Origin of the sequence: Hyphomonas sp. CY54-11-8 (assembly GCF_000682735.1) — a bacterium.
GTDB lineage: Bacteria > Pseudomonadota > Alphaproteobacteria > Caulobacterales > Hyphomonadaceae > Hyphomonas.
In genome coordinates, this window is sequence record NZ_AWFD01000001.1 from 276,738 (window position 1) to 297,526 (window position 20,789).

The 20,789-nt window shown below is 62.7% G+C and carries 28 protein-coding genes and 1 riboswitch; of the genes, 20 read left to right on the top strand and 8 right to left on the bottom strand.

Annotated elements, in window-relative coordinates; genetic code table 11:
* The first annotated feature begins 11 nt into the window (after positions 1-11).
* Positions 12-221 carry a hypothetical protein gene (locus HY17_RS01475; RefSeq protein WP_034761447.1) on the top strand — a complete coding sequence of 70 codons (210 nt, stop codon included), beginning with the start codon at positions 12-14 and terminating at the stop codon, positions 219-221.
* On the opposite strand, the gene mnmC is transcribed toward HY17_RS01475, so the two are convergent.
* Positions 201-2,057: an FAD-dependent 5-carboxymethylaminomethyl-2-thiouridine(34) oxidoreductase MnmC gene (mnmC, locus tag HY17_RS01480; protein ID WP_034761449.1), complete on the bottom strand. Its 1,857-nt coding sequence runs from the start codon at positions 2,055-2,057 to the stop codon at positions 201-203. The two genes, HY17_RS01475 and mnmC, sit on opposite strands and share 21 nt — an antisense overlap.
* Positions 2,058-2,203: 146 nt before the next feature.
* On the opposite strand from mnmC, the gene HY17_RS19800 reads away from it, so the two are divergent.
* From HY17_RS19800 to HY17_RS01495, 4 genes are all read left to right on the top strand, one after another.
* A complete protein-coding gene (locus HY17_RS19800) occupies positions 2,204-2,380 on the top strand; it encodes a CsbD family protein (RefSeq protein WP_065382698.1) in 177 nt (58 codons plus the stop codon).
* 102 nt (positions 2,381-2,482) lie between these two features.
* On the top strand, positions 2,483-2,770 hold the full coding sequence (locus tag HY17_RS01485; protein WP_034761451.1) for a GNAT family N-acetyltransferase: 288 nt from the start codon (positions 2,483-2,485) through the stop codon (positions 2,768-2,770).
* Positions 2,767-3,042 carry a GNAT family N-acetyltransferase gene (locus tag HY17_RS01490; protein WP_034761454.1) on the top strand — a complete coding sequence of 92 codons (276 nt, stop codon included), beginning with the start codon at positions 2,767-2,769 and terminating at the stop codon, positions 3,040-3,042. Before HY17_RS01485 ends, HY17_RS01490 begins: the two co-directional genes overlap by 4 nt.
* Positions 3,039-3,488: a YcgN family cysteine cluster protein gene (locus tag HY17_RS01495; protein WP_034762356.1), complete on the top strand. Its 450-nt coding sequence runs from the start codon at positions 3,039-3,041 to the stop codon at positions 3,486-3,488. Before HY17_RS01490 ends, HY17_RS01495 begins: the two co-directional genes overlap by 4 nt.
* Here HY17_RS01495 and HY17_RS01500 read toward each other — a convergent pair.
* Positions 3,485-4,681: an acyltransferase family protein gene (locus HY17_RS01500; protein ID WP_175354398.1), complete on the bottom strand. Its 1,197-nt coding sequence runs from the start codon at positions 4,679-4,681 to the stop codon at positions 3,485-3,487. The genes HY17_RS01495 and HY17_RS01500 overlap by 4 nt on opposite strands.
* A gap of 96 nt (positions 4,682-4,777) precedes the next feature.
* On the opposite strand from HY17_RS01500, the gene HY17_RS01505 reads away from it, so the two are divergent.
* Positions 4,778-5,677, top strand: coding sequence for a tyrosine recombinase XerC (locus HY17_RS01505; RefSeq protein WP_034761459.1), 900 nt, complete (start codon positions 4,778-4,780; stop codon positions 5,675-5,677).
* A 94-nt stretch (positions 5,678-5,771) separates the two neighbouring features.
* The gene (locus HY17_RS01510) at positions 5,772-6,296 is read left to right on the top strand and encodes a rhodanese-like domain-containing protein (protein WP_051599513.1); all 525 of its coding nucleotides are present in this window, start codon (positions 5,772-5,774) and stop codon (positions 6,294-6,296) included.
* Between the two features lie 12 nt (positions 6,297-6,308).
* Here the strand turns inward: HY17_RS01510 and HY17_RS01515 are convergent, their stop codons facing one another.
* The gene (locus HY17_RS01515; RefSeq protein ID WP_034761461.1) at positions 6,309-7,247 is read right to left on the bottom strand and encodes a nitronate monooxygenase family protein; all 939 of its coding nucleotides are present in this window, start codon (positions 7,245-7,247) and stop codon (positions 6,309-6,311) included.
* A 93-nt stretch (positions 7,248-7,340) separates the two neighbouring features.
* Between HY17_RS01515 and HY17_RS01520 the strand changes: the two genes are divergently transcribed.
* Positions 7,341-7,793 (top strand): GNAT family N-acetyltransferase, encoded by a 453-nt coding sequence (locus HY17_RS01520; protein WP_034761462.1) that lies wholly within the window; start codon positions 7,341-7,343, stop codon positions 7,791-7,793.
* Here the strand turns inward: HY17_RS01520 and HY17_RS01525 are convergent.
* Positions 7,790-8,581: a DUF2189 domain-containing protein gene (locus tag HY17_RS01525; protein ID WP_034761464.1), complete on the bottom strand. Its 792-nt coding sequence runs from the start codon at positions 8,579-8,581 to the stop codon at positions 7,790-7,792. The two genes, HY17_RS01520 and HY17_RS01525, sit on opposite strands and share 4 nt — an antisense overlap.
* A 176-nt stretch (positions 8,582-8,757) precedes the next feature.
* Positions 8,758-9,375, bottom strand: coding sequence for an NAD(P)H-dependent oxidoreductase (locus HY17_RS01530; protein WP_233348566.1), 618 nt, complete (start codon positions 9,373-9,375; stop codon positions 8,758-8,760).
* 55 nt (positions 9,376-9,430) lie between these two features.
* A riboswitch (SAM riboswitch) is annotated at positions 9,431-9,509 on the top strand.
* 74 nt (positions 9,510-9,583) lie between these two features.
* Between HY17_RS01530 and metA the strand changes: the two genes are divergently transcribed.
* Genes metA through HY17_RS01555 form a run of 5 tightly spaced genes read left to right on the top strand, consistent with a single transcriptional unit; the run spans position 9,584 to position 12,654 of the window.
* Positions 9,584-10,504 (top strand): homoserine O-succinyltransferase, encoded by a 921-nt coding sequence (gene metA, locus HY17_RS01535; RefSeq protein ID WP_034761466.1) that lies wholly within the window; start codon positions 9,584-9,586, stop codon positions 10,502-10,504.
* 3 nt (positions 10,505-10,507) lie between these two features.
* Positions 10,508-10,903 (top strand): VOC family protein, encoded by a 396-nt coding sequence (locus HY17_RS01540; RefSeq protein ID WP_034761468.1) that lies wholly within the window; start codon positions 10,508-10,510, stop codon positions 10,901-10,903.
* A 17-nt stretch (positions 10,904-10,920) separates the two neighbouring features.
* Entirely contained in the window at positions 10,921-11,814 is an 894-nt protein-coding gene (locus HY17_RS01545) for a lysophospholipid acyltransferase family protein (protein ID WP_051599514.1), read from the top strand.
* Between the two features lie 58 nt (positions 11,815-11,872).
* Positions 11,873-12,193 carry an acyl-CoA dehydrogenase family protein gene (locus HY17_RS01550; protein ID WP_034761471.1) on the top strand — a complete coding sequence of 107 codons (321 nt, stop codon included), beginning with the start codon at positions 11,873-11,875 and terminating at the stop codon, positions 12,191-12,193.
* Positions 12,194-12,198: 5 nt separating this feature from the next.
* Complete coding sequence (locus tag HY17_RS01555) at positions 12,199-12,654, top strand: YaiI/YqxD family protein (protein ID WP_034762369.1); 456 nt, start codon at positions 12,199-12,201, stop codon at positions 12,652-12,654.
* On the opposite strand, the gene HY17_RS01560 is transcribed toward HY17_RS01555, so the two are convergent.
* Complete coding sequence (locus HY17_RS01560; protein ID WP_233348569.1) at positions 12,651-13,667, bottom strand: LD-carboxypeptidase; 1,017 nt, start codon at positions 13,665-13,667, stop codon at positions 12,651-12,653. The two genes, HY17_RS01555 and HY17_RS01560, sit on opposite strands and share 4 nt — an antisense overlap.
* Positions 13,668-13,912: 245 nt before the next feature.
* Here HY17_RS01560 and HY17_RS01565 point away from each other — a divergent pair, with 245 nt between their 5' ends.
* A complete protein-coding gene (locus tag HY17_RS01565) occupies positions 13,913-14,512 on the top strand; it encodes a TetR/AcrR family transcriptional regulator (protein WP_034761473.1) in 600 nt (199 codons plus the stop codon).
* Positions 14,513-14,516: 4 nt separating this feature from the next.
* Positions 14,517-15,416, top strand: a complete 900-nt coding sequence (locus HY17_RS01570; RefSeq protein WP_034761475.1) for an SDR family oxidoreductase — start codon at positions 14,517-14,519, stop codon at positions 15,414-15,416.
* A gap of 79 nt (positions 15,417-15,495) precedes the next feature.
* Here the strand turns inward: HY17_RS01570 and HY17_RS01575 are convergent, their stop codons facing one another.
* Complete coding sequence (locus HY17_RS01575) at positions 15,496-15,897, bottom strand: PaaI family thioesterase (protein ID WP_034761485.1); 402 nt, start codon at positions 15,895-15,897, stop codon at positions 15,496-15,498.
* 154 nt (positions 15,898-16,051) lie between these two features.
* Between HY17_RS01575 and HY17_RS01580 the strand changes: the two genes are divergently transcribed.
* The 5 genes from HY17_RS01580 to rpoN all read left to right on the top strand — a co-directional run bounded on the left by HY17_RS01580 (position 16,052) and on the right by rpoN (position 20,293).
* Entirely contained in the window at positions 16,052-16,666 is a 615-nt protein-coding gene (locus HY17_RS01580) for a ribonuclease D (protein ID WP_034761489.1), read from the top strand.
* 85 nt (positions 16,667-16,751) lie between these two features.
* A complete protein-coding gene (gene lptC, locus HY17_RS01585) occupies positions 16,752-17,441 on the top strand; it encodes an LPS export ABC transporter periplasmic protein LptC (protein WP_051599515.1) in 690 nt (229 codons plus the stop codon).
* The gene (locus HY17_RS01590; RefSeq protein ID WP_034761492.1) at positions 17,428-17,955 is read left to right on the top strand and encodes an LptA/OstA family protein; all 528 of its coding nucleotides are present in this window, start codon (positions 17,428-17,430) and stop codon (positions 17,953-17,955) included. Before lptC ends, HY17_RS01590 begins: the two co-directional genes overlap by 14 nt.
* A 94-nt stretch (positions 17,956-18,049) precedes the next feature.
* The gene (gene lptB, locus HY17_RS01595) at positions 18,050-18,784 is read left to right on the top strand and encodes an LPS export ABC transporter ATP-binding protein (protein ID WP_034761495.1); all 735 of its coding nucleotides are present in this window, start codon (positions 18,050-18,052) and stop codon (positions 18,782-18,784) included.
* Between the two features lie 18 nt (positions 18,785-18,802).
* A complete protein-coding gene (rpoN, locus tag HY17_RS01600; protein ID WP_034761497.1) occupies positions 18,803-20,293 on the top strand; it encodes an RNA polymerase factor sigma-54 in 1,491 nt (496 codons plus the stop codon).
* Positions 20,294-20,304: 11 nt separating this feature from the next.
* Here the strand turns inward: rpoN and HY17_RS01605 are convergent, their stop codons facing one another.
* Positions 20,305-20,775 carry a nucleoside deaminase gene (locus tag HY17_RS01605; protein WP_051599516.1) on the bottom strand — a complete coding sequence of 157 codons (471 nt, stop codon included), beginning with the start codon at positions 20,773-20,775 and terminating at the stop codon, positions 20,305-20,307.
* Positions 20,776-20,789 lie beyond the last annotated feature (14 nt).

Genomic DNA, 20,789 nt, shown 5'->3' on the forward strand with positions numbered 1-20,789 from the left:
GGAACGGAACAATGAGTAAGGGGACCTATCTGACCAGCAACTGGCTGATTTTCGCGATTACACTGATTGTCGTGGTGGCCATGGTCGGGTTTTCAATGATGCAAGGCCATATGGCCTTCGAAATGGCGGGGCTGGAATTGTCTTTCACCCCGCATGAAGATGGCGGCCTGCGCCTGGCGGTTATCCGCACGGCCGATGCGCTAGGTGCGACCTCGCTTTAACGCCCGCAGCAGCAGCCGCGTCGGGGCAATCGCTTCCAGTGCGGACCGGCTGGCCGGGGCAGGTGCGCCGCAGAGGCGGGCGGCGAGCACAGACCCGGCCCAAGGCCCCCAGGTGAACCCGCGGGCGCCAAAGCCTGACGAAATGAAAACACGTTCCAGTAAAGGGGCGTCCGCATCTGCCGGGCGCCCCTTCCGCATTCCGGCGAAGGTTTCGAGGAAGGCATCGTGATCGGGCACTGCGCCGATCAGTGGCAGGCGGTCCGAAGTGGTCGCCCGCAGGCTGGCGCGTGAGACGATATCTGCGTTTGCGGTATCCCGGATCCAATAGGGAGAGAGCGTTTCGACGCCTTTTAAATTCTCTTCACGCGCAGCATCTGACGTAAAGGGCAACGTATCCGGCGCAACCTTGTCGAAGGTCGCGCCCCAGAGCCGTTTCTGGCCGAGCGCAAGGGCATAGGTGCCGCTTGCCATGGCAAACGGCGGCACATCGGCAGGGCCTTCGGTGAAATCGACCTGGCCCATGCGCGCCTCAAGGCCCAGCCACGGCAGCATGCCGCCCGCTGCCATGCCATTGGCGAGGATGATCGCATCGAACGCGGCGCCATTCACGGTCCGGGCCGCCAGATCGACCTCCGGTGCGGCGCCATAGTGTTGTTCAACGCCCTCGAGCAGGGAAGGGATGAGTTTTGCCGGCTCCACGATCAGGGCGCGCTTGTGGAGGACGCCGCCGCCGGAAAGCGCTTCCAAGTCTTCCAGCGGCAAGGGTGGGTCGGCCAGCAATTTTTCGAACCGGGCAGTTTCTGCGTCATCTTTCGGAACCTGCCGGACGTTCGTTTCCGTGACACCCGGCCGTCCGGCATACATGTGCCGCGCGGCGAGGTAGGCATCGACCAGCAGCCGGGCCTGCGCCGTGTCACCGGCATCGAGCCGGGGCATGACGAGGCCCATCGGATTGCCGCTGCCGCCGCTGGCCGGGCCGTCTTCGGGGTCAAAAATCACCGGGTCTGCTCCGAGTTGCGCCAGCGCATGGGCCGCGCTTGCCCCGGCGATGCCGGCGCCGAGAATGGCGACGCGGTTCGCGCGGGGCAGGGGACGGCTGAGGCCGTAAACATCGGGCTCTGGGCTGGGCGGCGTCGCAAGACGGGCTTCCAAGCGCTCTCTTTTGCGGCCATGACCGGGTGCTTTGGCCACGGAAAAGCCGGCCTCGGCCAACCCGCGGCGCACGGCGCCTGCGACCGTGAAGGTTGCGGCCGGTGTACCCGGTACGCTGCGTTCACTTATCCATTTGAACAGGTCTGGCGCCCACATCGCCTGATTCTTCGCCGGGCTGAACCCGTCGAGAAACCAGGCATCGGCATGGTAAATGCTGTCCGGCAAAGACTCAGCGATATCAGCGAGGTGGAGGGTAAGCGTCACGCCGTCTTCCGGCCAGATGAAGTGGCGGACGCCGCGTACAGGACCCGGCCAGACCGCAATCAGCCGCTCCGACAGGTCCGCCAGCTCCGGCCAGGCCGATAGGGCCCGTGCAGCGTCCTCGCGAGCCAGCGGGAAGCCCTCATAGCTGACAAAATGCAGGAATGCGGTCGGGGAGGGCCGGGTTTCGCGCCAGAGATCCCACGATGCGAGGAAGTTCAGCCCGGTTCCGAAACCGGTTTCGGCGATTGTGAAAGTTTCCCGCCCGCTCCAGGCCTCTGGCAGATTGCAGCCGGCGAGGAAAACGGCGCGCGTTTCACCCAATCCGTCCCCGGCGGTGAAATAGACATCGCCGGCTGCCCGGGCGACCGGCGTACCGTCGTCCTTCCAGTCGATTTCGGGCTGAGTCAGCAGGCGGGTCATCGACTGCTGGCCTAGCCTCGCGCGCGCGCATTGAGAAGAGGGCGGCGCAGGTCCTTCCCGCTGTCTGAAAGAATCTCGGACCTTTTCCCGCCCTCGCACGTTGATTGAGTGACCGCACAAATGCGGCAGACGAAAGGAGACGCACAATGGATAAGGAACATGTGAAAAGCGCCACCAAGAAGGCTGAAGGTACGCTCAAGGAAGCTGCCGGTAAGGCCGTCGGCGACAAAAGCCTCGAAATGAAAGGCAAGATGGACAAGGCCGAAGGCGAAGTCCGCGATAAAGTCGGCGATGCGAAGGATGCCGTGAAAAAGGTTTCGTAAGCCAATCCGGTTTTCAGCAAGCCGTCCGGAGATCCCGGGCGGCTTTCGCTTGCGTGGAAGGTTTCCGCCGCCCAGATAGGGGAGGCAGAGCAGGAGACAGTCATGGAAGCCTTCGATATCCGGAAGGAAGACGGCAAAACCGGCGGGCGCTATGTCACTGTCGTGGACGGCCATGAAGCTGAAATGACCTATTCCAAGGCCGGCACGTCCCGCATCATCATCGACCATACGGGGGTGCCGAAAGCGCTTGGCGGGCGCGGTGTCGGCGTGGCACTGGTGCAGCGCGCGGTGGAAGACGCCCGGGCGGCGGGCCTGAAAATCATCCCCCTCTGCCCCTTTGCGAAGGCGCAGATCGAGAAACACAAGGAATGGCAGGACGTTCTGGCATGAGCGAGATCACCCACGACCAAAACATGATGCGCTACTCATTTTTCGAGAATGGCATCGAAGCCTATCTCACCTATGAGCGCCCCCGCGCCGGCCATGTGCACATCACGCACACGATCGTGCCTGGCCCGCTGGGCGGCCGGGGTCTCGGCAAGCGGCTCGTCGAGGCGGCCATGGCCGATATCATCGCCAGCGGCGAGACAGTCTCATCCAGCTGCTGGTTCGCCACGGCACTGATCGAGAAAACGCCGCAATGGTCGGCCGCGCAGGCATGAGCGAACCGTTCTGGAAACAGAAAACGCTGGATCAGATGTCACGCGAGGAGTGGGAATCGCTCTGCGACGGCTGCGCCAAATGCTGCCTGCTGAAACTGGAGGACGAGGACACAGGCGAGATCGCCTATACGAAGCTGCATTGCAGGCTGCTCGACGGGCAGGCCTGTGCCTGCATCGACTATGAGAATCGCAAGAAGATCGTCGAGGATTGCGTGATCCTGACCCCCCAGAATGTGGCCGAGATCAAATGGATGCCGCAGACCTGTGCCTACCGCCTCGTGCTGGAAGGCAAGGATTTGCCGGACTGGCACTACCTCGTCTGCGGGGACCGCAACCGTGTCCACACAACCGGCAATTCCGTCCGGGGCCGGACCGTGTCGGAAGACACGGTCTTTGACGAGGACCCGGAAGACTGGATTGTCGACTGGGAGGGCAACCCGCCCTAGCGCCCCATCGTCGGCAGCTGGCTGGACTTTGTATCGTGATGCAGGATCGGCCCGGTCAGGAACCGCACAATTTGCGGAGTGCTGTCATCAACAATCCAACGGTAGGTACGCGCCATCCAATGGTCTGATTTCAAGGCCTTCATGTCCCGGAACCGGGAGTAGCCATAAGACATCAGCAGGATGACGACCATCGAGACGAAGAACTGTGTGAAGGCAGGTCCTGGCGCGTCGCCCTTCAGCGCCACGATGTAGAGATAGGCATTGCCATAGGCGAAGGTGAACAGGCTGGTGCGGCCGAAGATCATCCAGATGGAGTCCCGGGCCGTCTTCGCAACGCTGCGGATTATGCCGAACACGTCGATAAACAGGACCGTCGCAGCCACACCCGTCAGCAGGTAAAGCGGGTGATTGGCATTACGCAGGAAGGTCCGGGTTTGCGGATCTGCCATGTTGTAGCCGGCAAACACCATCCAGCCGAGGCAAACCAGAGCCAGAGCCACATAGGCGGTGCGCACACGCCAGCCCGGGCCAGACAGAAGGGCTTCTTTTCCAGGGCGAGCCTGCATGACTTTGCCGATGACCATGCCGGCGACAACAAAGCCCAGTCCGTGGATCACCGAAGGGCCGGTGTGCGTGAACAGGTTACCGCCATAGACGAAGGACGAAATGCTTTCGGCGCCCGGGAAAGTGCCAATCGGTCCGAGTTGCGAGATGAAAGGGAAGGATGCGTGAATGACCGCGACCGTCAGGACAAGCGGCCAGAGGCCGATGCGGGCGCTGGTCCGTACCAGCAGCGGTGCCAGGAACAGCTGGGCGGCGTAGAAGCGCAGAATGTCGGTATAAGGGGTGTCGCCCATGAACAGGCTGCAGCGGACGAAGTAAGCCAGAGAATAACCGTTCGCCAGGCAGAAAACGGCGCAGGTAAAGGCGTAAAGGATCCAGCACTGAAGGGCGCGGGTCCACAGGCGCTGGGTCGTTTCCGTTTCAAGGCCGGAGGCGTATTTGCGGGTATAGACCAGCTGAAGCATCGTTCCGAACAGGCAGAAGAACACCGGTGCGGAGATGGAAAGGAAGATGCGGAGCGCATCGATTCCGGGAATACCGTGTCCAATCCGCGCTGCGGCCATCGCATGGCCCATCATCACGAAGAAGATTGCTACTGACCGGGCAAGGTCAATTCCGAGATAACGCATCGTTTCCGCCTCATTCATTAGATCGGGGAGGCAAAGCAAGTTCCGGACCAGCTGCAATGAAACGCATGGTTAAGCGGCCTCTGCAATGATTGCCGGATGGAAACGCTACCTGCCTTTGTCGATTATCTCGCCCATGAGCGCCGCATGGCGACCAAGACGGTGGACGCCTACCGCTCTGATCTGGCGGAATTCTTCAATTTCCTGCGCCATCACATGGGAGAAGAGCCGACTCCGAAGCTGCTGGGGGAGCTGAAAGCGCGCGATATCCGTGCCCATATCGCCCAGCGCCGCCGCGACGGCCTGTCGGATGCTTCGGTGGCCCGGCTGCTCTCTTCCATCAAGGCGCTGTACCGCTGGCTGAATCGGGCGTTCGACATCGAGAATGCGGAAGTCGCCTATTTGCAGGGCCCCAAACGCCCGAAGCGCCTGCCGCGACCTGTCTCGGCTGAGGCGGCAAAAGACATGATCGACGAGGCGGCCGACGATCCGGATGTTGCGCCCTGGATCAATGCGCGCGATGCGGCCGTGCTGTCGCTGCTGTACGGAGCTGGCCTGCGAATCTCCGAGGCGCTCAGCCTGACCGGTGCGGACGTACCCGCGCCTGAACGCCTGCGCATCACAGGCAAGGGCGGCAAGGTGCGGATCGTACCGCTGATTCCGGCGGTGCGGCAGGCAATCGATACCTATGCAGAGCAATGCCCCTATGCCCTGACGCGGACGCAGCCCCTGTTCCGGGGCGCGAAAGGCGGCGCACTCAACCCGCGCCTGATCCAGGGCCTTGTGCAGCGTCTGCGCGGCCTGCTGGGCCTGCCGGACACGGCGACCCCGCACGCCTTGCGCCATGCCTTCGCCACGCATCTCCTCGCCGCTGGGGCAGATCTCCGCGCGATCCAGACGCTGCTTGGTCACGCATCCCTCTCGACCACACAGGTCTATACCGGTGTCGATGCCAGCCGCCTGCGCGAGGTGCATGCGGCAGCCCATCCGCGGGCCTGAAGCAATCCAAACTCCCCACAAGGGGCCTGTCATGCCCATTTTCCTGCCTCAATTGCGAGCGATGGTTCACAGAACAGGAACTGGGAGACACGTCATGGGCGTGAAGCGGAACACAGTCATCGGCCTCCTGACCATTGCGGCCTTCATTGGTTGCGGCCTTGCGGCGAATGCGCAGGAAAGAGACTCCTTCATCGATTATGACGGCTTCCTTGGCGTCTCCGAAGAAGTTGCGGCCTATCGCCAGCTGCACCTCATCCCGCTCGTTGAGTTCAACGAGATGAAGGATGAACCGGACACGATCATCCTCGATTCGCGCAGCGCCGAAGCCTATGCGATGGGACATATCGAAGGTGCGATCAATGTGAACTTCTCCGACTTCACCGAAGAGAAACTCGCCGCCGTGATCCCGTCAAAGGACACACGCATCCTGATCTACTGCAACAACAATTTCGAAGACGATATCGCTCCCGTCATGCTGAAGAGTGCGCCGCTGGCCCTAAATGTGCCGACCTTCATCAATCTCTACGGCTATGGCTACAGGAACGTCTTTGAGCTGAAGGGTATGCATTCACTGGAGGATCCGGAGATCCACTGGGTCAGCGACCTGCAGGCCCCGTAGGCACTCGCCCCGTCAGCGGGGCAGGGCGTCTACGACGCGGTGGTATTCCGCAATCGTCTCCTCGAAGATCTGCGCGATGGGCTTCACCTCCTTGATGCGCCCGGCGACCTGACCGGTCAGGGCGATCCCTGCCTCAAGGTTCCCGCCGAAATACACGTCCTGCGTTCCCGCAAATTCCCCGAAAATATTCTCCACACCTTCCTTCTGGATGCGGCTCGTCCGTTCCGTGCGCAGCGCGCGCAGGGCCGGGCCGGGGCCCGAGCGGTTGAGGAACACCGTGTCGGTGGAATCGGCGTCCACAATCGCGTCCTTCCAGTTCTGGTGCACCGGGCTTTCAGCAGATGACAGGATGCGCGTGCCCATCAGCACGCCTTCGGCGCCGAGGCAGAAGGCTGCCGCCATCGTCCGCCCGTCCATGATGCCGCCGGCGGCGACCACCGGCACGTCTACCGCCTCGCAGACCTGCGGGATCAGCACCATGGAAGCGACATCCTTCGGATTCTTGAAGCCGCCGCCTTCGCCGCCTTCCACGATCAGCCCGTCCACGCCTGCCTCGATGGCGCGCATCGCGCCCTGCAGCGACGGCACGACGTGAAACACGGTCAGGCCGGCTTCTTTCAGCATGCCGGTATATTTCATCGGGTCGCCCGCAGACGTGGTGACGAACTTGATGCCCTGGTCGATCACGAACTGGACGATGTCCGGATCGCGGACAAAGGCCTGCGCAACGTTCACGCCGAACGGCTTGTCCGTCAGCGTTTTCATCTTCTTGATCTCTTCGCGCACGGCATCGAGATCCCCGGAGGAGGTTTCGATGATGCCCATGCCCCCGGCATTCGATACGGCGGAGGACAAATGCGACCGGGCAATCCAGCCCATGGCGGCCTGGATGATGGGTTTCTCGATGCCCAGCATTTCGGTGATGCGGGTGTGGACAGGCTTTGCGCTCATATTTGTTTCCTCCTCCAGGGCAGAGAAGGCGGGAACGGGCCGTCCGGCAAGCCCTCGCCTAGCGTCAGAACACAATTACGTTAGATTGGCCCCATGATTCTGCGCGAACCCAAACCCGATGAACTCGCCGCCCTGTCCGGTCTTTGCCTGCGGTCAAAGGCGCATTGGGGCTATTCCGGCGACATGCTGAAGGCCTTCGAAAGGGAGCTGACCGTCACGCCAGAAGACCTTGCCGAAGACGCCATCATGCTGGCCGAGGACAAGCGCGGCATCGCGGGCCTCGTGCAGCTCTCGAAACAGGGCGACGACGCCGTGCTGGAAAAGCTGTTCGTGGAACCCGACCGGCTGGGCGAGGGGACAGGCAAGCTGCTCTATGTCTGGGCCTGCCGCGTCGCGCGGGACAATGGCGCGAAGAACCTTCTGATCGACTCAGACCCCGACGCCGCCGCCTTCTACGAAGGCCTCGGCGCCGTCCGCAGCGGCACGGCGGAGTCCGCCTCCATCCCAGGCCGCCAATTGCCCCGCCTGGTGCACCCACTGGGTTAGCCGGCTGCGGCGAGATCCCCGGCGGAGGATGGGACAAGGTCCCGGTATGCCCGCCAGCTGGCGAGGCCGATCACCGGGAAAGTGACGATCAGGCCGACAAAGCCTGTCGCGATGCCCAATACAGTCAGTGCCACGATGATGATGCCCCAGAGCAGCATCGGCAGAAAATTCCTTGCTACCGAGCGCAGGCTGGTGAGCGTTGCGACGAACACGTTCGCCTCCGTGTTCAGCAGCATGGGCGCCGAAACCACGATCAGGGAGAAAGCAAGAAAGGCGATGGCACCACCGATGATCGTGCCGGTCATCACCATGTTGTGGCCTTCCGGATCGAACAGCATGAAATCCACGAGTGCCGGCAGCGTCTTGTGGAACTTGTGCGTTGACAGCCCATAGACCAGGTGCGCCATCTCCACCCAGACCGAATAGACCAGGAACAGTGCGAAGCCGAGGACGAACAGGTCCTGCCGAAGGGCCGAGCGCACGAACAGGATGTCGCCCATCCGCGGGCGTTCGCCGCGCTCCAGTGTCCGACCGGTCTGGTACAGGCCCATGGCCAGGATGGGGGCCACCAGCATGAAGCCGGCCGCCACCACGAAAAGGAACCGGATTGCCCCGGCCTGGTAGAGCGCAGCTGTCAGGCCGACGCTCGCCGCGACAAGGATCGCCCCATAGGTAAGACTCGGTCCCAAGGATTTCCGGAAATCCGACCATCCGCCAGCCAGCCACCGAAACGGTGCAGACAGGCCGACGATATTGACGTCCGGCAGACCGGTTGCAGCCTGCGTCATGTTTTCCTCCCAACCCGCCATGTTGCCCGGCGGATGAAGCAACGTTAGGGCTGCCGCGCGTGGATGGAAAGACCAATGATAATCGGCCTCTTGCCCCCTGACCGGCTGGAGAGAAGACAGGCAAGCTGCTCTATGTCTGGGCCTGCCGCATCTTGTGCATCCGCGGGGCTGGGACTCTAACTTCCGAAATCTGAAGCATGTGCTTTCAGGTGCGCATCGAACCGGTCGAAGTCCGCCGCGATCTGCGGGGCCTTGCTGACATCGTGCGCCGCAAAAGTCGGCAGGGGCGACAAGGCGAAGAAAGCGAAATTGATGTGCACCGGGGCCAGCAGTTCATCGAGGCTTCGGCCGGCGAACAGGGTCTGGGTCGGATCATTGAATGCCGCACGGGGCGCATTCAGCGTGACCGACAACATGTAGCGTTTGCCTTCAAGTTTTCCGCCGGAGCCATACTGCTGTGAAGGGTCTTTCCGCGTGCGTCCGTCGCCGCGGGCAAGGCGCCCGTCCATACCGGCCGTATAGACCTCATCGAGATACCGCTTCAGCGACCAGGGCAGGCCCATTGAATTCAGCGGGAATTGCAGGAAGATCAGGTCAGCCCAGAGCTGGTTTTCGACTTCACGCTCCAGGTCCCACGGCTCTGCCGTGCGCACCTGCCGGACGGTCGCGCCGTCTGCCTCGAAGTGCGTCTGCGCGCGGTCGCAAAAGGCCTGGTTCAGCTTGCCCGGCGAGGTCGGGAAAGGCTGGTGGCCATTGATCAGGAGGATGGATGTCACGGGGCGCATGTAGACCATGCCTGCCTCACAAGCGCAATGCAGGCCTTGCCCCGCATGCGGTCCGGGGCTAAATGCGCTTTATCGTGGTGATTTGGCCGGCCGGCTTGCAGCCACGTAAAACAAGTCGCTAAAAGGGCCGCGCGCAGGAAATAAGACCCGTTCCGCGAACCCTTTTCTCCCTTGTTTTCAAGTCCTAAGCTGGCCGATCCAAGTGAGAGTAACTTCTGTGCCGATCAAGATTCCTGACGCCCTGCCTGCCCGTGACACGCTTCTCAAAGAAGGCGTGGCGGTGATGCGCGCGTCAGAGGCGGCGCGGCAGGACATCCGCCCGCTGCAGATCGGCCTCCTGAACCTGATGCCGAACAAGGTCCGCACGGAGACGCAGATCGCCCGCCTGCTGGGCGCCTCGCCCCTGCAGATCGAACTGTCGCTGATCCGCATCGGCAATCACACGCCGAAGAATACCTCTGCAGACCATCTGATCAGCTTCTATGAAACCTGGGAGCAGGTGGCCGACCGCAAGTTCGACGGCTTCATCGTTACCGGCGCGCCGGTCGAGCAGCTGGACTTCGAAGACGTCACCTATTGGGGCGAGCTGAAACAGATTTTCGACTGGACACGGACGAATGTGCATTCGAACCTGTTCATCTGCTGGGGCGCGATGGCTGCGGCCTGGCACTTCCACAAACTGCCGAAATACCAGCTGGCCAAGAAGGCCTTCGGCATCTACCGCCAGCGCAATCTCGCCCCGGCCTCACCTTACCTGAACGGCTTCTCCGACGACTTCCTGATCCCGGTTTCCCGATGGACGGAAGTGCATGCCGAGGACGTCGCCGCCCGCCCGGAGCTGGACCTGCTGGTCGACTGCCCGGCCACCGGGCCGAGCCTGCTGGAGCACGCCCCCAGCCGCAGCGTCTTCATGTTCAACCATGTCGAGTATGACAGCTTCTCTCTCAAGGAAGAGTATGAACGCGACCTCGCCGCCGGCAGCGATATCGCCATCCCGTTCAACTACTTCCCGGACGACGACCCCACCCGCAAGCCGCTGAACCGCTGGCGCAGCCATGCCCACCTCCTGTTCGGCAACTGGGTGAACCAGGTCTATCAGTCCACGCCCTATGACCTCGCCGAGATCGGGAAGGCGTGAGATATGGCAGCCGCGCTTGTCCCTGAACTCTATGTCAGAGACCTCGATCGCAGCCTGGACTTTTATTGCTGCGTCCTGGGCTTCCACATTGTCTATCAGCGCTCCGGAGAACGCTTCGCCTATATCGAACGGAATGGGGCAGAGCTGATGCTGGAAGAGCCTGTCGGCAGGGTCTGGCTCGCCGGGCCGCTGGAGCCGCCCTATGGCCGGGGCGTCAACTTCCAGATCGAAGTCGCCGATGCCGCCGCCTTGCGGGAGGCGGCGCTCGCTGCCGGTGCGCCGCTGGTCATGGATCTCGAAGAAAAGACCTATCTGCGGGATGATGAACCGATCCGGGTGCGCCAATGCGTGGTGCAGGATCCGGACGGCTATCTTCTTCGCTTTTCGGAACTGGTATGACGGCGTAGGACTAGGCGATGATTCCCGCCGAAGCGCCTTCACCGGAACTTTCCTACGCATCCTATTTCGAGGACCCGGTGAAGCGCCGTCTGGTGCGTGTGGTGGAACGTTTCTCTGGCCAGCCGCGCCTGAAGAAACTTTACCAGCATTACCGCGAGCACCTCGCCAATGACGTGCCCTTCTTCGAAGCCGCGATCCGCCTGCTGGACCTCGACGTCCAGTTCTCCGCCTCGCGCCTTGCCGAAATCCCGAAAGAGGGCCCGCTGGTCGTTGTTGCGAACCATCCTTTCGGCGTGCTGGACGGGCTGATCATCTGCTGGCTGGTGAGCCTGCAGCGGCCGGATTTCCGGGTGCTGACAAACTCCGCGCTCGATGGCGTACCAGAGGCGCGGGACTATCTGCTCCGCGTCGACTTCTCCGGCACGCGCGAGGCGATGGCTGCCAACGTCGCCATGCGCAAGGCCGCGCTGGACCACATCAAGGCGGGCGGCTGCGTCATCGTCTTTCCCTCGGGCGGCGTCTCCACCACGCCGCGCCCGTTCGACCGCACCGCCGTGGACGATGAGTGGAAGCCTTTCACGGCAAAACTGATCACCCATGGAAATGCCTCGGTGACGCCCGTCTTTTTCGATGGCCAGAATTCCCGCCTGTTCCAGATGGCGAGCCATCTCTCGCTGGAGCTGCGCCTCGCGCTCGTCTTCCGTGAAGTCCGCCGCCGCATGGGCAAGTCGCTGCGCGTCGAGATCGGGCAGACGCTGTCGCCGGACGACCTCGCCGCCGCCGGCAAGCGCCGCGGCCTGATGGAATTCCTTCGGGAGCGGACCTATGAGCTCGCTGGCCCCGCCCAGCACGCCCGCCTCGCCCGCGCCGGCATACGCTTCCAGCAGAGAAAGCCGCTAGTTTACCGTTGAGCCCGCGCGCGACATTCCGGAAGATCGCCTCAGAGAAAAAGGAGCAATAGGGGAGCGTATGAGCCAGAAGGCAGACAAGTCAGACCCCGTCGCCGCAGCAAAAGCCCTGCTGCCGGAACTTGCCGCCCGTGCAAACGAAATGGACGAAGCCCGCGCCGACCTCCGTCTGGCCTGTACATATGTCACCCGTACCGGCGCAGACATCTGCCGCAACCTATATGAGCTTGGCGGCGGCGCGGACCTGTTCAAAACTTCGCCCCTCCAGCGCCAGTTCCGGGATGCCCAGGCCATGACCCAGCATATCATCACCGTCCCCGCCACATGGGAGCAGACCGGCCGCATCCGCTTCGGCCTGCCAATTGACGGAGGCATGATGTGAACGAACTGCAAGTCCTCGTCGATGCCGACGCCTGCCCGGTGAAGGAGGAGGTCTACCGCGTCGCCCTGCGCCATGAGGTGCCGGTGGTGATCGTCGCGAATTCCTACATCCGCATCCCGGAACATCGCCTCATCTCCCGCCAGATCGTGACGGACGGGTTCGATGCCGCCGATGACTGGATCGCGGAGCAGGCGGGGGCGGCAAGCCTCGTCATTACCGCCGACATTCTCCTCGCCCAGCGGACGCTGGAGAAAGGCGCGCGTGTGCTCGGCCCGAATGGCAAGCCCTTTACCGATGCCTCAATAGGGAATGCGGTCGCCGTGCGCGCGATCCATGCAGACCTCCGTGCAGGTCTTGGCGAGTGCGCGCCCAAGGGTGCCGCGCCCTTCACGAAACAGGACCGCTCCCGCTTCCTGAATGCGATGGACACCGCGCTGGTCGCCCTGAAAAAGTCGCTCTAGCGCACGGCAGGTTCGAGAAGGCGGAACGTACCGGTATCCGCATCCAATTCGACAAGACCGCCTTCCGGCACGGTGAACTGGTCCGTCAGGTGGCCGATGAACGCGCCGGTAAAGGCGGGCACGCCGAGCGGCTTCAGATGGTGGTCCAGCACTTCGGTCAGGGTGAAGCCGCCAATGCTGCTGCCCTGGCTGCAATCGGTGCAATTACCGACAATCACCCCGGCAACGCGGCCCAGAACGCCCGCCTGGCCAAGCTGGGTCAGCATCCGGTCCACGCGGTAGACGGCTTCGTCGATATCCTCGAAGAACAGGATCGCCCCGTCGAAAGAGGGCAGGTAGGGCGTGCCGACCAGCGCCGTCATCACAGTGAGGTTCCCGCCCAGCAGGCGCCCGCGCGCTGTGCCCGGCGTGATCGTCTGGGTACGCCATTTCCGCTGGACAAGCCGGTCTTCCGTCGCGACCGGGTTGACATAGTCGGGTGTGGCGGCATCGAACAGCAGCGGCTTGAACGTCTCCAGCGATTGCTTGCCCCAGGCGGATATGCCGACCGGGCCATGGAACGTCACCATCCCCGTTTTGGCCTGAATGGCGAGGTGAAGCGCGGTGATGTCGCTATAGCCGATCAGCGCCTTCGGGTTCAGTCCGATCAGGTCGAAGTCGAGATGCGGCAGGATCCGCGCCGTGCCCCAGCCGCCGCGCACGCTCATGATGGCATTGACGTCCGGATCGCCGAACATCTGGTTCACGCCGTCCGCGCGGGCCTTGTCGTCGCCAGCGAAATAGCCGTCGCGGTCGAGAATGTTGTGCGCCCGTTTCGACTTCAGGCCGAGATTGCCGAGGGCCTCCTCGATCAGCTGAATGGCGAAGGGCTCCCACGTTGCCGAAGCCGGCTCGATCAGGCCGACCGTGTCGCCCGCTTTCAGCCGCGGCGGCAGGAGGAGCGGCATTCCACCGGCCTTCGCTTTTGCCTGTGCCATCGCTTGCGGCCCCAGCGCCAGCATTGCGCTGGCCATCCCCAACATCTGTCTCCGGTTCATCCGCGCCTCAGATCCTTGTTCGATTCACCCCGTTGCGGCGCCAAACATAGTCGGACTTCATGCCGCCGCGCCAGCAGGCTTCCTGCTAGGATCCCGCCGGTGATCTGATCTGCCGGATTTCCGGGCGCTCACATTCTGTTGATCAGGTTTGGCGGTCTGGCCGATTGCAATTAAAAACAGACCGGTCTAATAATAATTCAACAGGCCAGAGGAGGTGCCAGATGGCCCGGACCAGGAACCAGGAAAATTACGATGCCGCGAGGGAGAAACTTCTCGAGACCGGCCAGCAATTGTTCCGCCAGAAGAGTTTCTCCGAAACCGGCATCAATGACGTGCTGAAGCAAGCCGGCGTCGCCAAGGGCTCCTTCTATCACTACTTCGACAGCAAGGAGGCATTCGGCATTGCTGTTGCCCACCGCTATTCCGAAGCGCAGGTCGATTTTGCGCGCCAGATTCTGAGCGACCAGAGCGTGGCGCCGCTGGCCCGCCTCAGGAATTTCTTTGAAAGCGCACGCTCCGATATGGCGCACAGGGGGTTCGGTGAGGGCTGCCTGATGTGCAACCTCACGACCGAACTCGCCGACGAGATTCCGGCATTCCAGTCGGAACTCAAGGACAACTGGGCCGGGCTTTCGGCCGAGATCGCTGCCTGCCTGCGGGAAGCAGACCTGTCGGCGATCGGACTCTCGCATCTGAGCGCGGAAGAAGCCGCCGACTGGCTCCTCAATGCCTGGAGCGGCGCCCTGACCCGCATGAAGGCGGCCGGAGATGACGGCCCCCTCAACCTCTTTCTCAAATCAGTCTTCAAAACCGGAGTGTAGAAGCATGACCCAATTCACCGCCAAAACGGTCCTTGTCACCGGCGCCAGCCGGGGCATCGGCCTGCTGACCGCGCAGACGCTTGCGGCACGCGGCCACTACGTGTTCGCCGGCATGCGCGACATCAGCGGCCGGAACCGCGATGCCGCGCAGGCCCTGCAGAAATCCGCAGCCGAAGCAGGCCAGTCCCTGCGTGTGGTGGAGCTCGATGTCACCTCGCAGCATGATTGCACGCGGGTGGCCGCCGAGATCGAACTGGAACGCCCGCTGGACGTGCTTGTGAACAATGCCGGCATCATGCCGGTGGGCGTGACGGAGGCTTTCTCGCTTGATCAGGTCCGGGCGTGCTTCGACGTCAACATGTTCGGCCTCGCGACGATGAGCCAGGCAGCCTTGCCTGCGATGCGCAAACGCCAGGAAGGGCTGCTGATCAATATCAGCTCCTCCGCCGGGCGTCTGGCGCTTCCGTATTTCGGGGTGTACTGCGCATCGAAATGGGCGATGGAGGCCTATTCGGAAAGCCTGAACTACGAGCTCGCCCCGTTCAACATCCAGTCGGTTCTGGTCGAGCCGAGCGGTCATGCGACGGACCTTGTCAGCACTGCGCCGTCCCCGGACAGACATGTCACGCTGGACTCATACGGTCCGTATGCCGCGGGGCGGGACAAGATGCTGGGCATGTTCGAGGCGCTTTTCGCGGAAGGTCTTTCCGGAAACGACGCCCAGAACGTCGCCGACCGGATTGTGGCGCTGGTCGAGATGCCGGGCGAGCGTCCTCTGCGCACGCAGGTCGGTGACGACATGGGCGTCACCGCGATCAACGAAGCGACCGCACCGATCCAGTCAGGCCTGATCGAGCAGCTGTCCGGCGTCTATGCGGTCGAGGAGGCCTACGAAGGCGCCTGACCCGAATCCGCTGTTTCCGCAAGCAGCCCAGCCCCTTTGGGCTGGGCTGACGGTGAACAGTAACCCGCTTGGGGTTTGCCTAGAGGTTCATCTGGCTCTGGGTGGTCAGGGCGACGAGCTTGCCATCCTCGCGTTCGATCCGGGTCTGCCAGACCTGAAGGCGGCGGCCGATGCTGACCGGCGTCGCCGTCGCGGTGAGGACGGAGCCGGCAGGCGCCGCCGCGATCAGGTTCGTCTTGCTCTCGGGCGTGGTGGTCGTTTTCGCGCCGTCCGGCAGGTTCAGAAAGGCGCCCAGCGCCCCCGCGCAGTCGGCCAGCGTCATCAGGAAGCCGCCATGGGCGATGCCGCCGGCGGTGCAGAGATCATCCCGGACGGTCGCCCGCGCGACGATCCTGTCCTTTCCGGCCTCGACCACTTCAAAGCCGATCAGCTTCGCAAAAGGCATCGAGGCGGCGAGGGCGGCAAGCTGGTCAGCGGTCATTTCCGGCTCCTGTACATGGTGTTTTCATTGGATTGTTCATGGTCCGGGGCGCGGACTTGTCCAACAGGCTATCCACTCGGTGGGGGAGGCCAAGACCTGCCCGCGCGGCAGCGCTCACACTTGCCCTTAACCGCTTTCATGCTAGAGCCCGTTCATGAACGGGATCACACTCCATAAGGGCGACCTGCCGACCGGGCTCGACTTCGGCCCCCTCGTCGCTATCGACTGCGAGGCCATGGGCCTCAACCTCCACCGGGATCACCTGACGCTGGTCCAGCTGTCGTCCGGCGACGGCACGGCGCACCTGGTGCAGCTTGGCCGGGATTATGACTGCCCGAACCTGAAAACCCTACTGACCGATCCGAAGGTCGTGAAGATCTTCCACTACGGCCGCTATGACATCGCCATGATGCTGCGCTGGATGGGAATCACCTGCGCGCCGGTCTGGTGCACCAAGATCGCCTCGAAACTGGCCCGCACCTACACAGACCGCCACGGTCTGAAGGATGTCGCCCGCGAAGTGGCCGGGGTCGAGCTGTCCAAGGCGCAGCAAAGCTCCGACTGGGGCACCGCGGAGCTCAGCGACGCGCAGATGCAGTATGCCGCCTCCGATGTGCTGTACCTGCATCAGATCAAGGCCGGGCTGGAAGCCATGCTGATCCGTGAGGGCCGGCTGGAAATGGCGCAGGCCTGCTTCGATTTCCTGCCCATGCGCGCCCGGCTGGACCTGTCTGGTTGGGACGAGCAGGACATTTTCTCTCATAGCTGACCGGTGGTCATGCCTTCGCCGCTTTTGTCATGGCAGGATCGCGTTTAAACAAATCAGCTGAGTTGCTTACAGGTTCGCCAACGGCATGGACGCCGCCACACACCATGATCCCGCCTCGCTCTGGGCCCCGCGCCGCCAGCTGACGCTGGCGCAGGCCCGCAAGCGGTCGGAACGTGTGCGGATGCTGCGCATGCTGTTCGTCGCCTGCGCGGCGGTCTCGATCGGGTTTTTCGCCGGACATGTCATCAAGAGTGCCCTGACCAGCGATTCCCGGCCGGTCAGCGTGACCAAGGATGCGTCCGTGACCATGCTGAACCCGCGCTTCACAGGGCGGGATTCTACCGGGCAGAGCTTCCAGATCACGGCAGATGCCGCGCGCCGCCGCCGCGCGGAAGACCAGGCGGTCGACCTGGTCGCTCCTATCCTCACTGACGAGGCCGGCAGCCGGGTCAGCGCGCCGTCCGGCATGTATGACCGCGCCGCCGGCATTCTGGAACTTTATGACGATGTCAGCATCACGGACGCGTCAGGCTACACCTTCGTGTCGACGGGGGCGCGGGTATATGTCGGGGAAGGCCGGGTCGAGGGCCTGTCGCCACTGCAGGGGAAAGGTCCCCTTGGCGACATCCGCTGCGACTCGTATGAAGTTCTGGAAGACGGCAACCGCATTGTCTGCGCAGGCAATGTGCGCACAGTCATATATCCGGCGCCCGCAGAAGAGGCGCCGACTGAAACGGAAACGACGGGTGAAGGTGATACGGATGGCTCGAACTAGGATTCTCGGCGCCCTGCTGGCGGGCTTGTTTGCGGCGTTCGCTGCGCCGGCCCACGCCCAGATCTCGTCTGAAGGCGGGCCGATCTACATCAATTCCGACCGCACCGAGAGCCTGGAGCGGGAACGCAAGGTCCTGCTGATCGGCAATGTCGACATCCAGCAGGGCGATGCCCGCCTGCGCGCCGACCAGGTCACCATGGTCTTCGCCAGCAAGGAAGGTGGTGCAACCAGTACTGTGGGCGGCAGTTTCGGCCAGATCGAGTCGATGACGGCCGAAGGTGATGTCTTCTATGTCACGCCCGAATTGAAGGCGAAGGGCGACCAGGGGGTCTATGTCGCCACCACCGATACGATCACCATGACGGGCAACGTCGCCCTGATGCGCGGACGCGATGTGGCAGAAGGGGAAGTGCTCAAGCTTGAGATCACGAACCGGCGCACCACATTGGATGGCGGCGATGGCCGCACGCGCATGATGATCGACCCGGATTCCGAAACCGGATCGAATGGGTAAATTTCAAAAGGATCGTGAAACCGATCTTAAGCATGTGAAGGTATCAGTCGTTCCGGGCAACAAACGCCCGCACTGAAAGGGATTCCGGAGAAAGATGACCGAGCCGGCCGAAGGCCTTGTCGTTAAGAATATTGCCAAGTCATTTGGCAAGCGACAGGTCGTGCGGGATGTCTCGCTTTCTCTTCAGCGCGGGGAAGTTGTTGGCCTGCTTGGACCCAACGGGGCCGGCAAGACGACCTGCTTTTATATGATCATGGGCCTCATCGGCGTCGATTCCGGGGAAATCTCGATCGATGGCGAGGATGTAACCCGTCTTCCAATGTATCAGCGCGCACGCCTCGGCGTGGGCTATCTTCCGCAGGAAGCCTCCATTTTCCGGGGCATGACGGTGGAAGAAAACGTGTTGGCTGTGGCGGAACTGGTCGAAAAAGACCGCGCCGCTCGCATGGCACAGGTCGATAGCCTGCTCAGCGAACTGCACGTGGAACATCTGCGCCACCAGGCCGCCACCTCCCTGTCGGGGGGCGAACGCCGCCGTGTCGAGATTGCCCGCGCGCTCGCATCGCGTCCAAGCTTCATGCTACTGGACGAACCGTTCACCGGTATCGACCCGCTTGCCATTTCCGACATTTCCGACCTTGTCCGCTACTTGAAGCAGCGTGGCCTGGGCGTCCTGATCACGGACCACCAGGTGCGCGAGACGCTCCAGATCGTCGACCGGGCCTATGTGATGTATGATGGTGAAGTGCTTTTCAACGGCTCGCCGGACAGCGTGCTGAAGAATGAGGACGTGCGCAGGGTCTATCTGGGTGAACAGTTCGCCGCTTGATCTCAGGGGGCGCGGCTTATGGCCATGAAACAATCACTCGACATGCGCCAGGGGACATCCCTGGTTATGACGCCGCAACTGCAGCAGGCGATCAAGCTGCTGCAGCTTTCCAATCAGGAACTTGCCGAGTTCGTCGAAGCAGAGATCGAGCGTAATCCGCTGCTCCAGAAAGCTGAAGACAATGACGGCCCCGCCGAAGGCCGCGAGCCGGCCCGCCGGGAAGAGATGTCGCTCGACGACCGCTCCGGCATGGGCGAGGCGCGCGAACAGCTGGATGCCCCGGGTGAGGACGTCTACGAGCCGGGCACGGGCTCCGACAATGCGATGCCGGCCGGTGTCTCCGGTCCCTCCGCCAAGGCCGACTGGTCCGGCGTCGGGGCAGGGCCTGCCAGCGACGATTTCGATGTGGCGTCCAACACCTCATCCAATATCACGCTGAACCAGCACCTGCACGACCAGCTCCAGCTGGCCGGTCTTTCCGCGGCTGACCGCCTGATCGCAGCGCGCCTGATCGACGAGACCGATGATGGCGGCTATCTCCGCACGACCGTCGAAGAAGTCGCCAGGGATCTCGGCGCCGACGAGGCGAATGTCGAAGCCGTGCTGCATGTTTGCCAGGGCTTTGAGCCAACGGGCGTCATGGCCCGCTCCATTCCGGAATGCCTGGCGCTGCAGCTGAAAGAGCGCGGCCGCTATGACCCGGCCATGGAAGCGATGATCGAGAACCTCGCGCTCGTCGCCAAGCATGATTTGAAAACCCTGTCGGACCGCTGTGGCGTCGGCAAGGAAGACCTGATGGACATGATGGCGGAGCTGCGCCAGCTCTCGCCGAAACCGGGCTCTGGCTACTCCTCCGACACGACCATCGCCGTCCAACCGGACGTGTATGTACGTGAGCTGCCGAACGGCATGTTCGCCGTCGAATTGAATTCCGACACGCTACCCCGCGTGCTGATGGACAAGGCCTATTATGCCGAAGTCTCGGCGCTGAAGATGCGCGACCAGGAGAAGGAATTCATCTCCGAATGCGCCGCTTCCGCCAGCTGGCTGATCAAGTCGCTGGACCAGCGCGCCCGCACCATCCTGAAAGTCGCAAGCGAAATCGTGCGCCAGCAGGATGCCTTCTTTGCGCACGGTGTCGCGCACCTGAAGCCGCTGAACCTGAAACAGGTGGCCGACGCGATCGAGATGCATGAGTCGACGGTCTCCCGCGTGACGACCAACAAATACATGTCGACGCCGCGCGGCCTGTTCGAGCTGAAATACTTCTTCTCCGCGGCCATTCCGGCAACCGGGGGCGGGGAGGCGCATTCCGCCGAAGCCGTCCGCTACCGGATCAAGCAGCTGATCGAGAAGGAAGACCCGGAAGACGTGCTCTCCGACGATCAGATTGTGGAAATCCTGACCGGCTATGGTGTCGAAATTGCCCGTCGCACGGTTGCAAAATACCGCGAAAGCCTGAACATCCCCTCCAGCGTCCAGCGCCGCCGCATAAACCGCGCCAGCTGAGGGGGGCGCGTTCAAGCCGGCCATCGCGCTAGCATGGCCTCAGTTCCCGGCACCGGGCGATGACGAAATCCAATATCGCGCTCAAGTGCGGCTTCATCGAGAACGTGGTAGCTGGACCGGTAATCGTAACCGGCCATAGCCGCCTGGTCGCGGCTCATCGCGAAATACACGACATCCACGCCCGCATTGCGAAGCGCCATGGCGCACATGGCGCAAGGCTCACCCGATGCGATCACGGCATGACCTCGAAGGCTCGTCCGTCCGAGTCTGGCCGATGCATCGCGAAGTGCTTCGATCTCCGCATGAGCCGTCGGATCGCTACAGGCGACAACGCGGTTCACACCCTCTCCGACAACAGATCCGTTTGCGTCGACAACGAGCGCAGCGAACGGTGCGGCGCCTGCGATTGCGCGTTCGGTCGCCAATTCGAGCGCGCGCTCCATCAAGGCATCAAGATTGGGCAACTCGTGGGAGGCGGCCATCGTGTTCTTTCCCG

Excerpts from the sequence above, each read along its gene's own strand:
- HY17_RS01475 (WP_034761447.1), top strand. The coding sequence starts at position 12 with ATGAGTAAGGGGACCTATCTGACCAGCAACTGGCTGATTTTCGCGATT.
- mnmC (WP_034761449.1), bottom strand. The coding sequence starts at position 2,057 with ATGACCCGCCTGCTGACTCAGCCCGAAATCGACTGGAAGGACGACGGT.
- HY17_RS19800 (WP_065382698.1), top strand. The coding sequence starts at position 2,204 with ATGGATAAGGAACATGTGAAAAGCGCCACCAAGAAGGCTGAAGGTACG.
- HY17_RS01485 (WP_034761451.1), top strand. The coding sequence starts at position 2,483 with ATGGAAGCCTTCGATATCCGGAAGGAAGACGGCAAAACCGGCGGGCGC.
- HY17_RS01490 (WP_034761454.1), top strand. The coding sequence starts at position 2,767 with ATGAGCGAGATCACCCACGACCAAAACATGATGCGCTACTCATTTTTC.
- HY17_RS01495 (WP_034762356.1), top strand. The coding sequence starts at position 3,039 with ATGAGCGAACCGTTCTGGAAACAGAAAACGCTGGATCAGATGTCACGC.
- HY17_RS01500 (WP_175354398.1), bottom strand. The coding sequence starts at position 4,681 with ATGCGTTATCTCGGAATTGACCTTGCCCGGTCAGTAGCAATCTTCTTC.
- HY17_RS01505 (WP_034761459.1), top strand. The coding sequence starts at position 4,778 with ATGGAAACGCTACCTGCCTTTGTCGATTATCTCGCCCATGAGCGCCGC.
- HY17_RS01510 (WP_051599513.1), top strand. The coding sequence starts at position 5,772 with ATGGGCGTGAAGCGGAACACAGTCATCGGCCTCCTGACCATTGCGGCC.
- HY17_RS01515 (WP_034761461.1), bottom strand. The coding sequence starts at position 7,247 with ATGAGCGCAAAGCCTGTCCACACCCGCATCACCGAAATGCTGGGCATC.
- HY17_RS01520 (WP_034761462.1), top strand. The coding sequence starts at position 7,341 with ATGATTCTGCGCGAACCCAAACCCGATGAACTCGCCGCCCTGTCCGGT.
- HY17_RS01525 (WP_034761464.1), bottom strand. The coding sequence starts at position 8,581 with ATGACGCAGGCTGCAACCGGTCTGCCGGACGTCAATATCGTCGGCCTG.
- HY17_RS01530 (WP_233348566.1), bottom strand. The coding sequence starts at position 9,375 with ATGGTCTACATGCGCCCCGTGACATCCATCCTCCTGATCAATGGCCAC.
- HY17_RS01540 (WP_034761468.1), top strand. The coding sequence starts at position 10,508 with ATGGCAGCCGCGCTTGTCCCTGAACTCTATGTCAGAGACCTCGATCGC.
- HY17_RS01545 (WP_051599514.1), top strand. The coding sequence starts at position 10,921 with ATGATTCCCGCCGAAGCGCCTTCACCGGAACTTTCCTACGCATCCTAT.
- HY17_RS01550 (WP_034761471.1), top strand. The coding sequence starts at position 11,873 with ATGAGCCAGAAGGCAGACAAGTCAGACCCCGTCGCCGCAGCAAAAGCC.
- HY17_RS01560 (WP_233348569.1), bottom strand. The coding sequence starts at position 13,667 with ATGGCCAGCGCAATGCTGGCGCTGGGGCCGCAAGCGATGGCACAGGCA.
- HY17_RS01565 (WP_034761473.1), top strand. The coding sequence starts at position 13,913 with ATGGCCCGGACCAGGAACCAGGAAAATTACGATGCCGCGAGGGAGAAA.
- HY17_RS01570 (WP_034761475.1), top strand. The coding sequence starts at position 14,517 with ATGACCCAATTCACCGCCAAAACGGTCCTTGTCACCGGCGCCAGCCGG.
- HY17_RS01575 (WP_034761485.1), bottom strand. The coding sequence starts at position 15,897 with ATGACCGCTGACCAGCTTGCCGCCCTCGCCGCCTCGATGCCTTTTGCG.
- HY17_RS01580 (WP_034761489.1), top strand. The coding sequence starts at position 16,052 with ATGAACGGGATCACACTCCATAAGGGCGACCTGCCGACCGGGCTCGAC.
- lptC (WP_051599515.1), top strand. The coding sequence starts at position 16,752 with ATGGACGCCGCCACACACCATGATCCCGCCTCGCTCTGGGCCCCGCGC.
- HY17_RS01590 (WP_034761492.1), top strand. The coding sequence starts at position 17,428 with ATGGCTCGAACTAGGATTCTCGGCGCCCTGCTGGCGGGCTTGTTTGCG.
- lptB (WP_034761495.1), top strand. The coding sequence starts at position 18,050 with ATGACCGAGCCGGCCGAAGGCCTTGTCGTTAAGAATATTGCCAAGTCA.
- rpoN (WP_034761497.1), top strand. The coding sequence starts at position 18,803 with ATGGCCATGAAACAATCACTCGACATGCGCCAGGGGACATCCCTGGTT.
- HY17_RS01605 (WP_051599516.1), bottom strand. The coding sequence starts at position 20,775 with ATGGCCGCCTCCCACGAGTTGCCCAATCTTGATGCCTTGATGGAGCGC.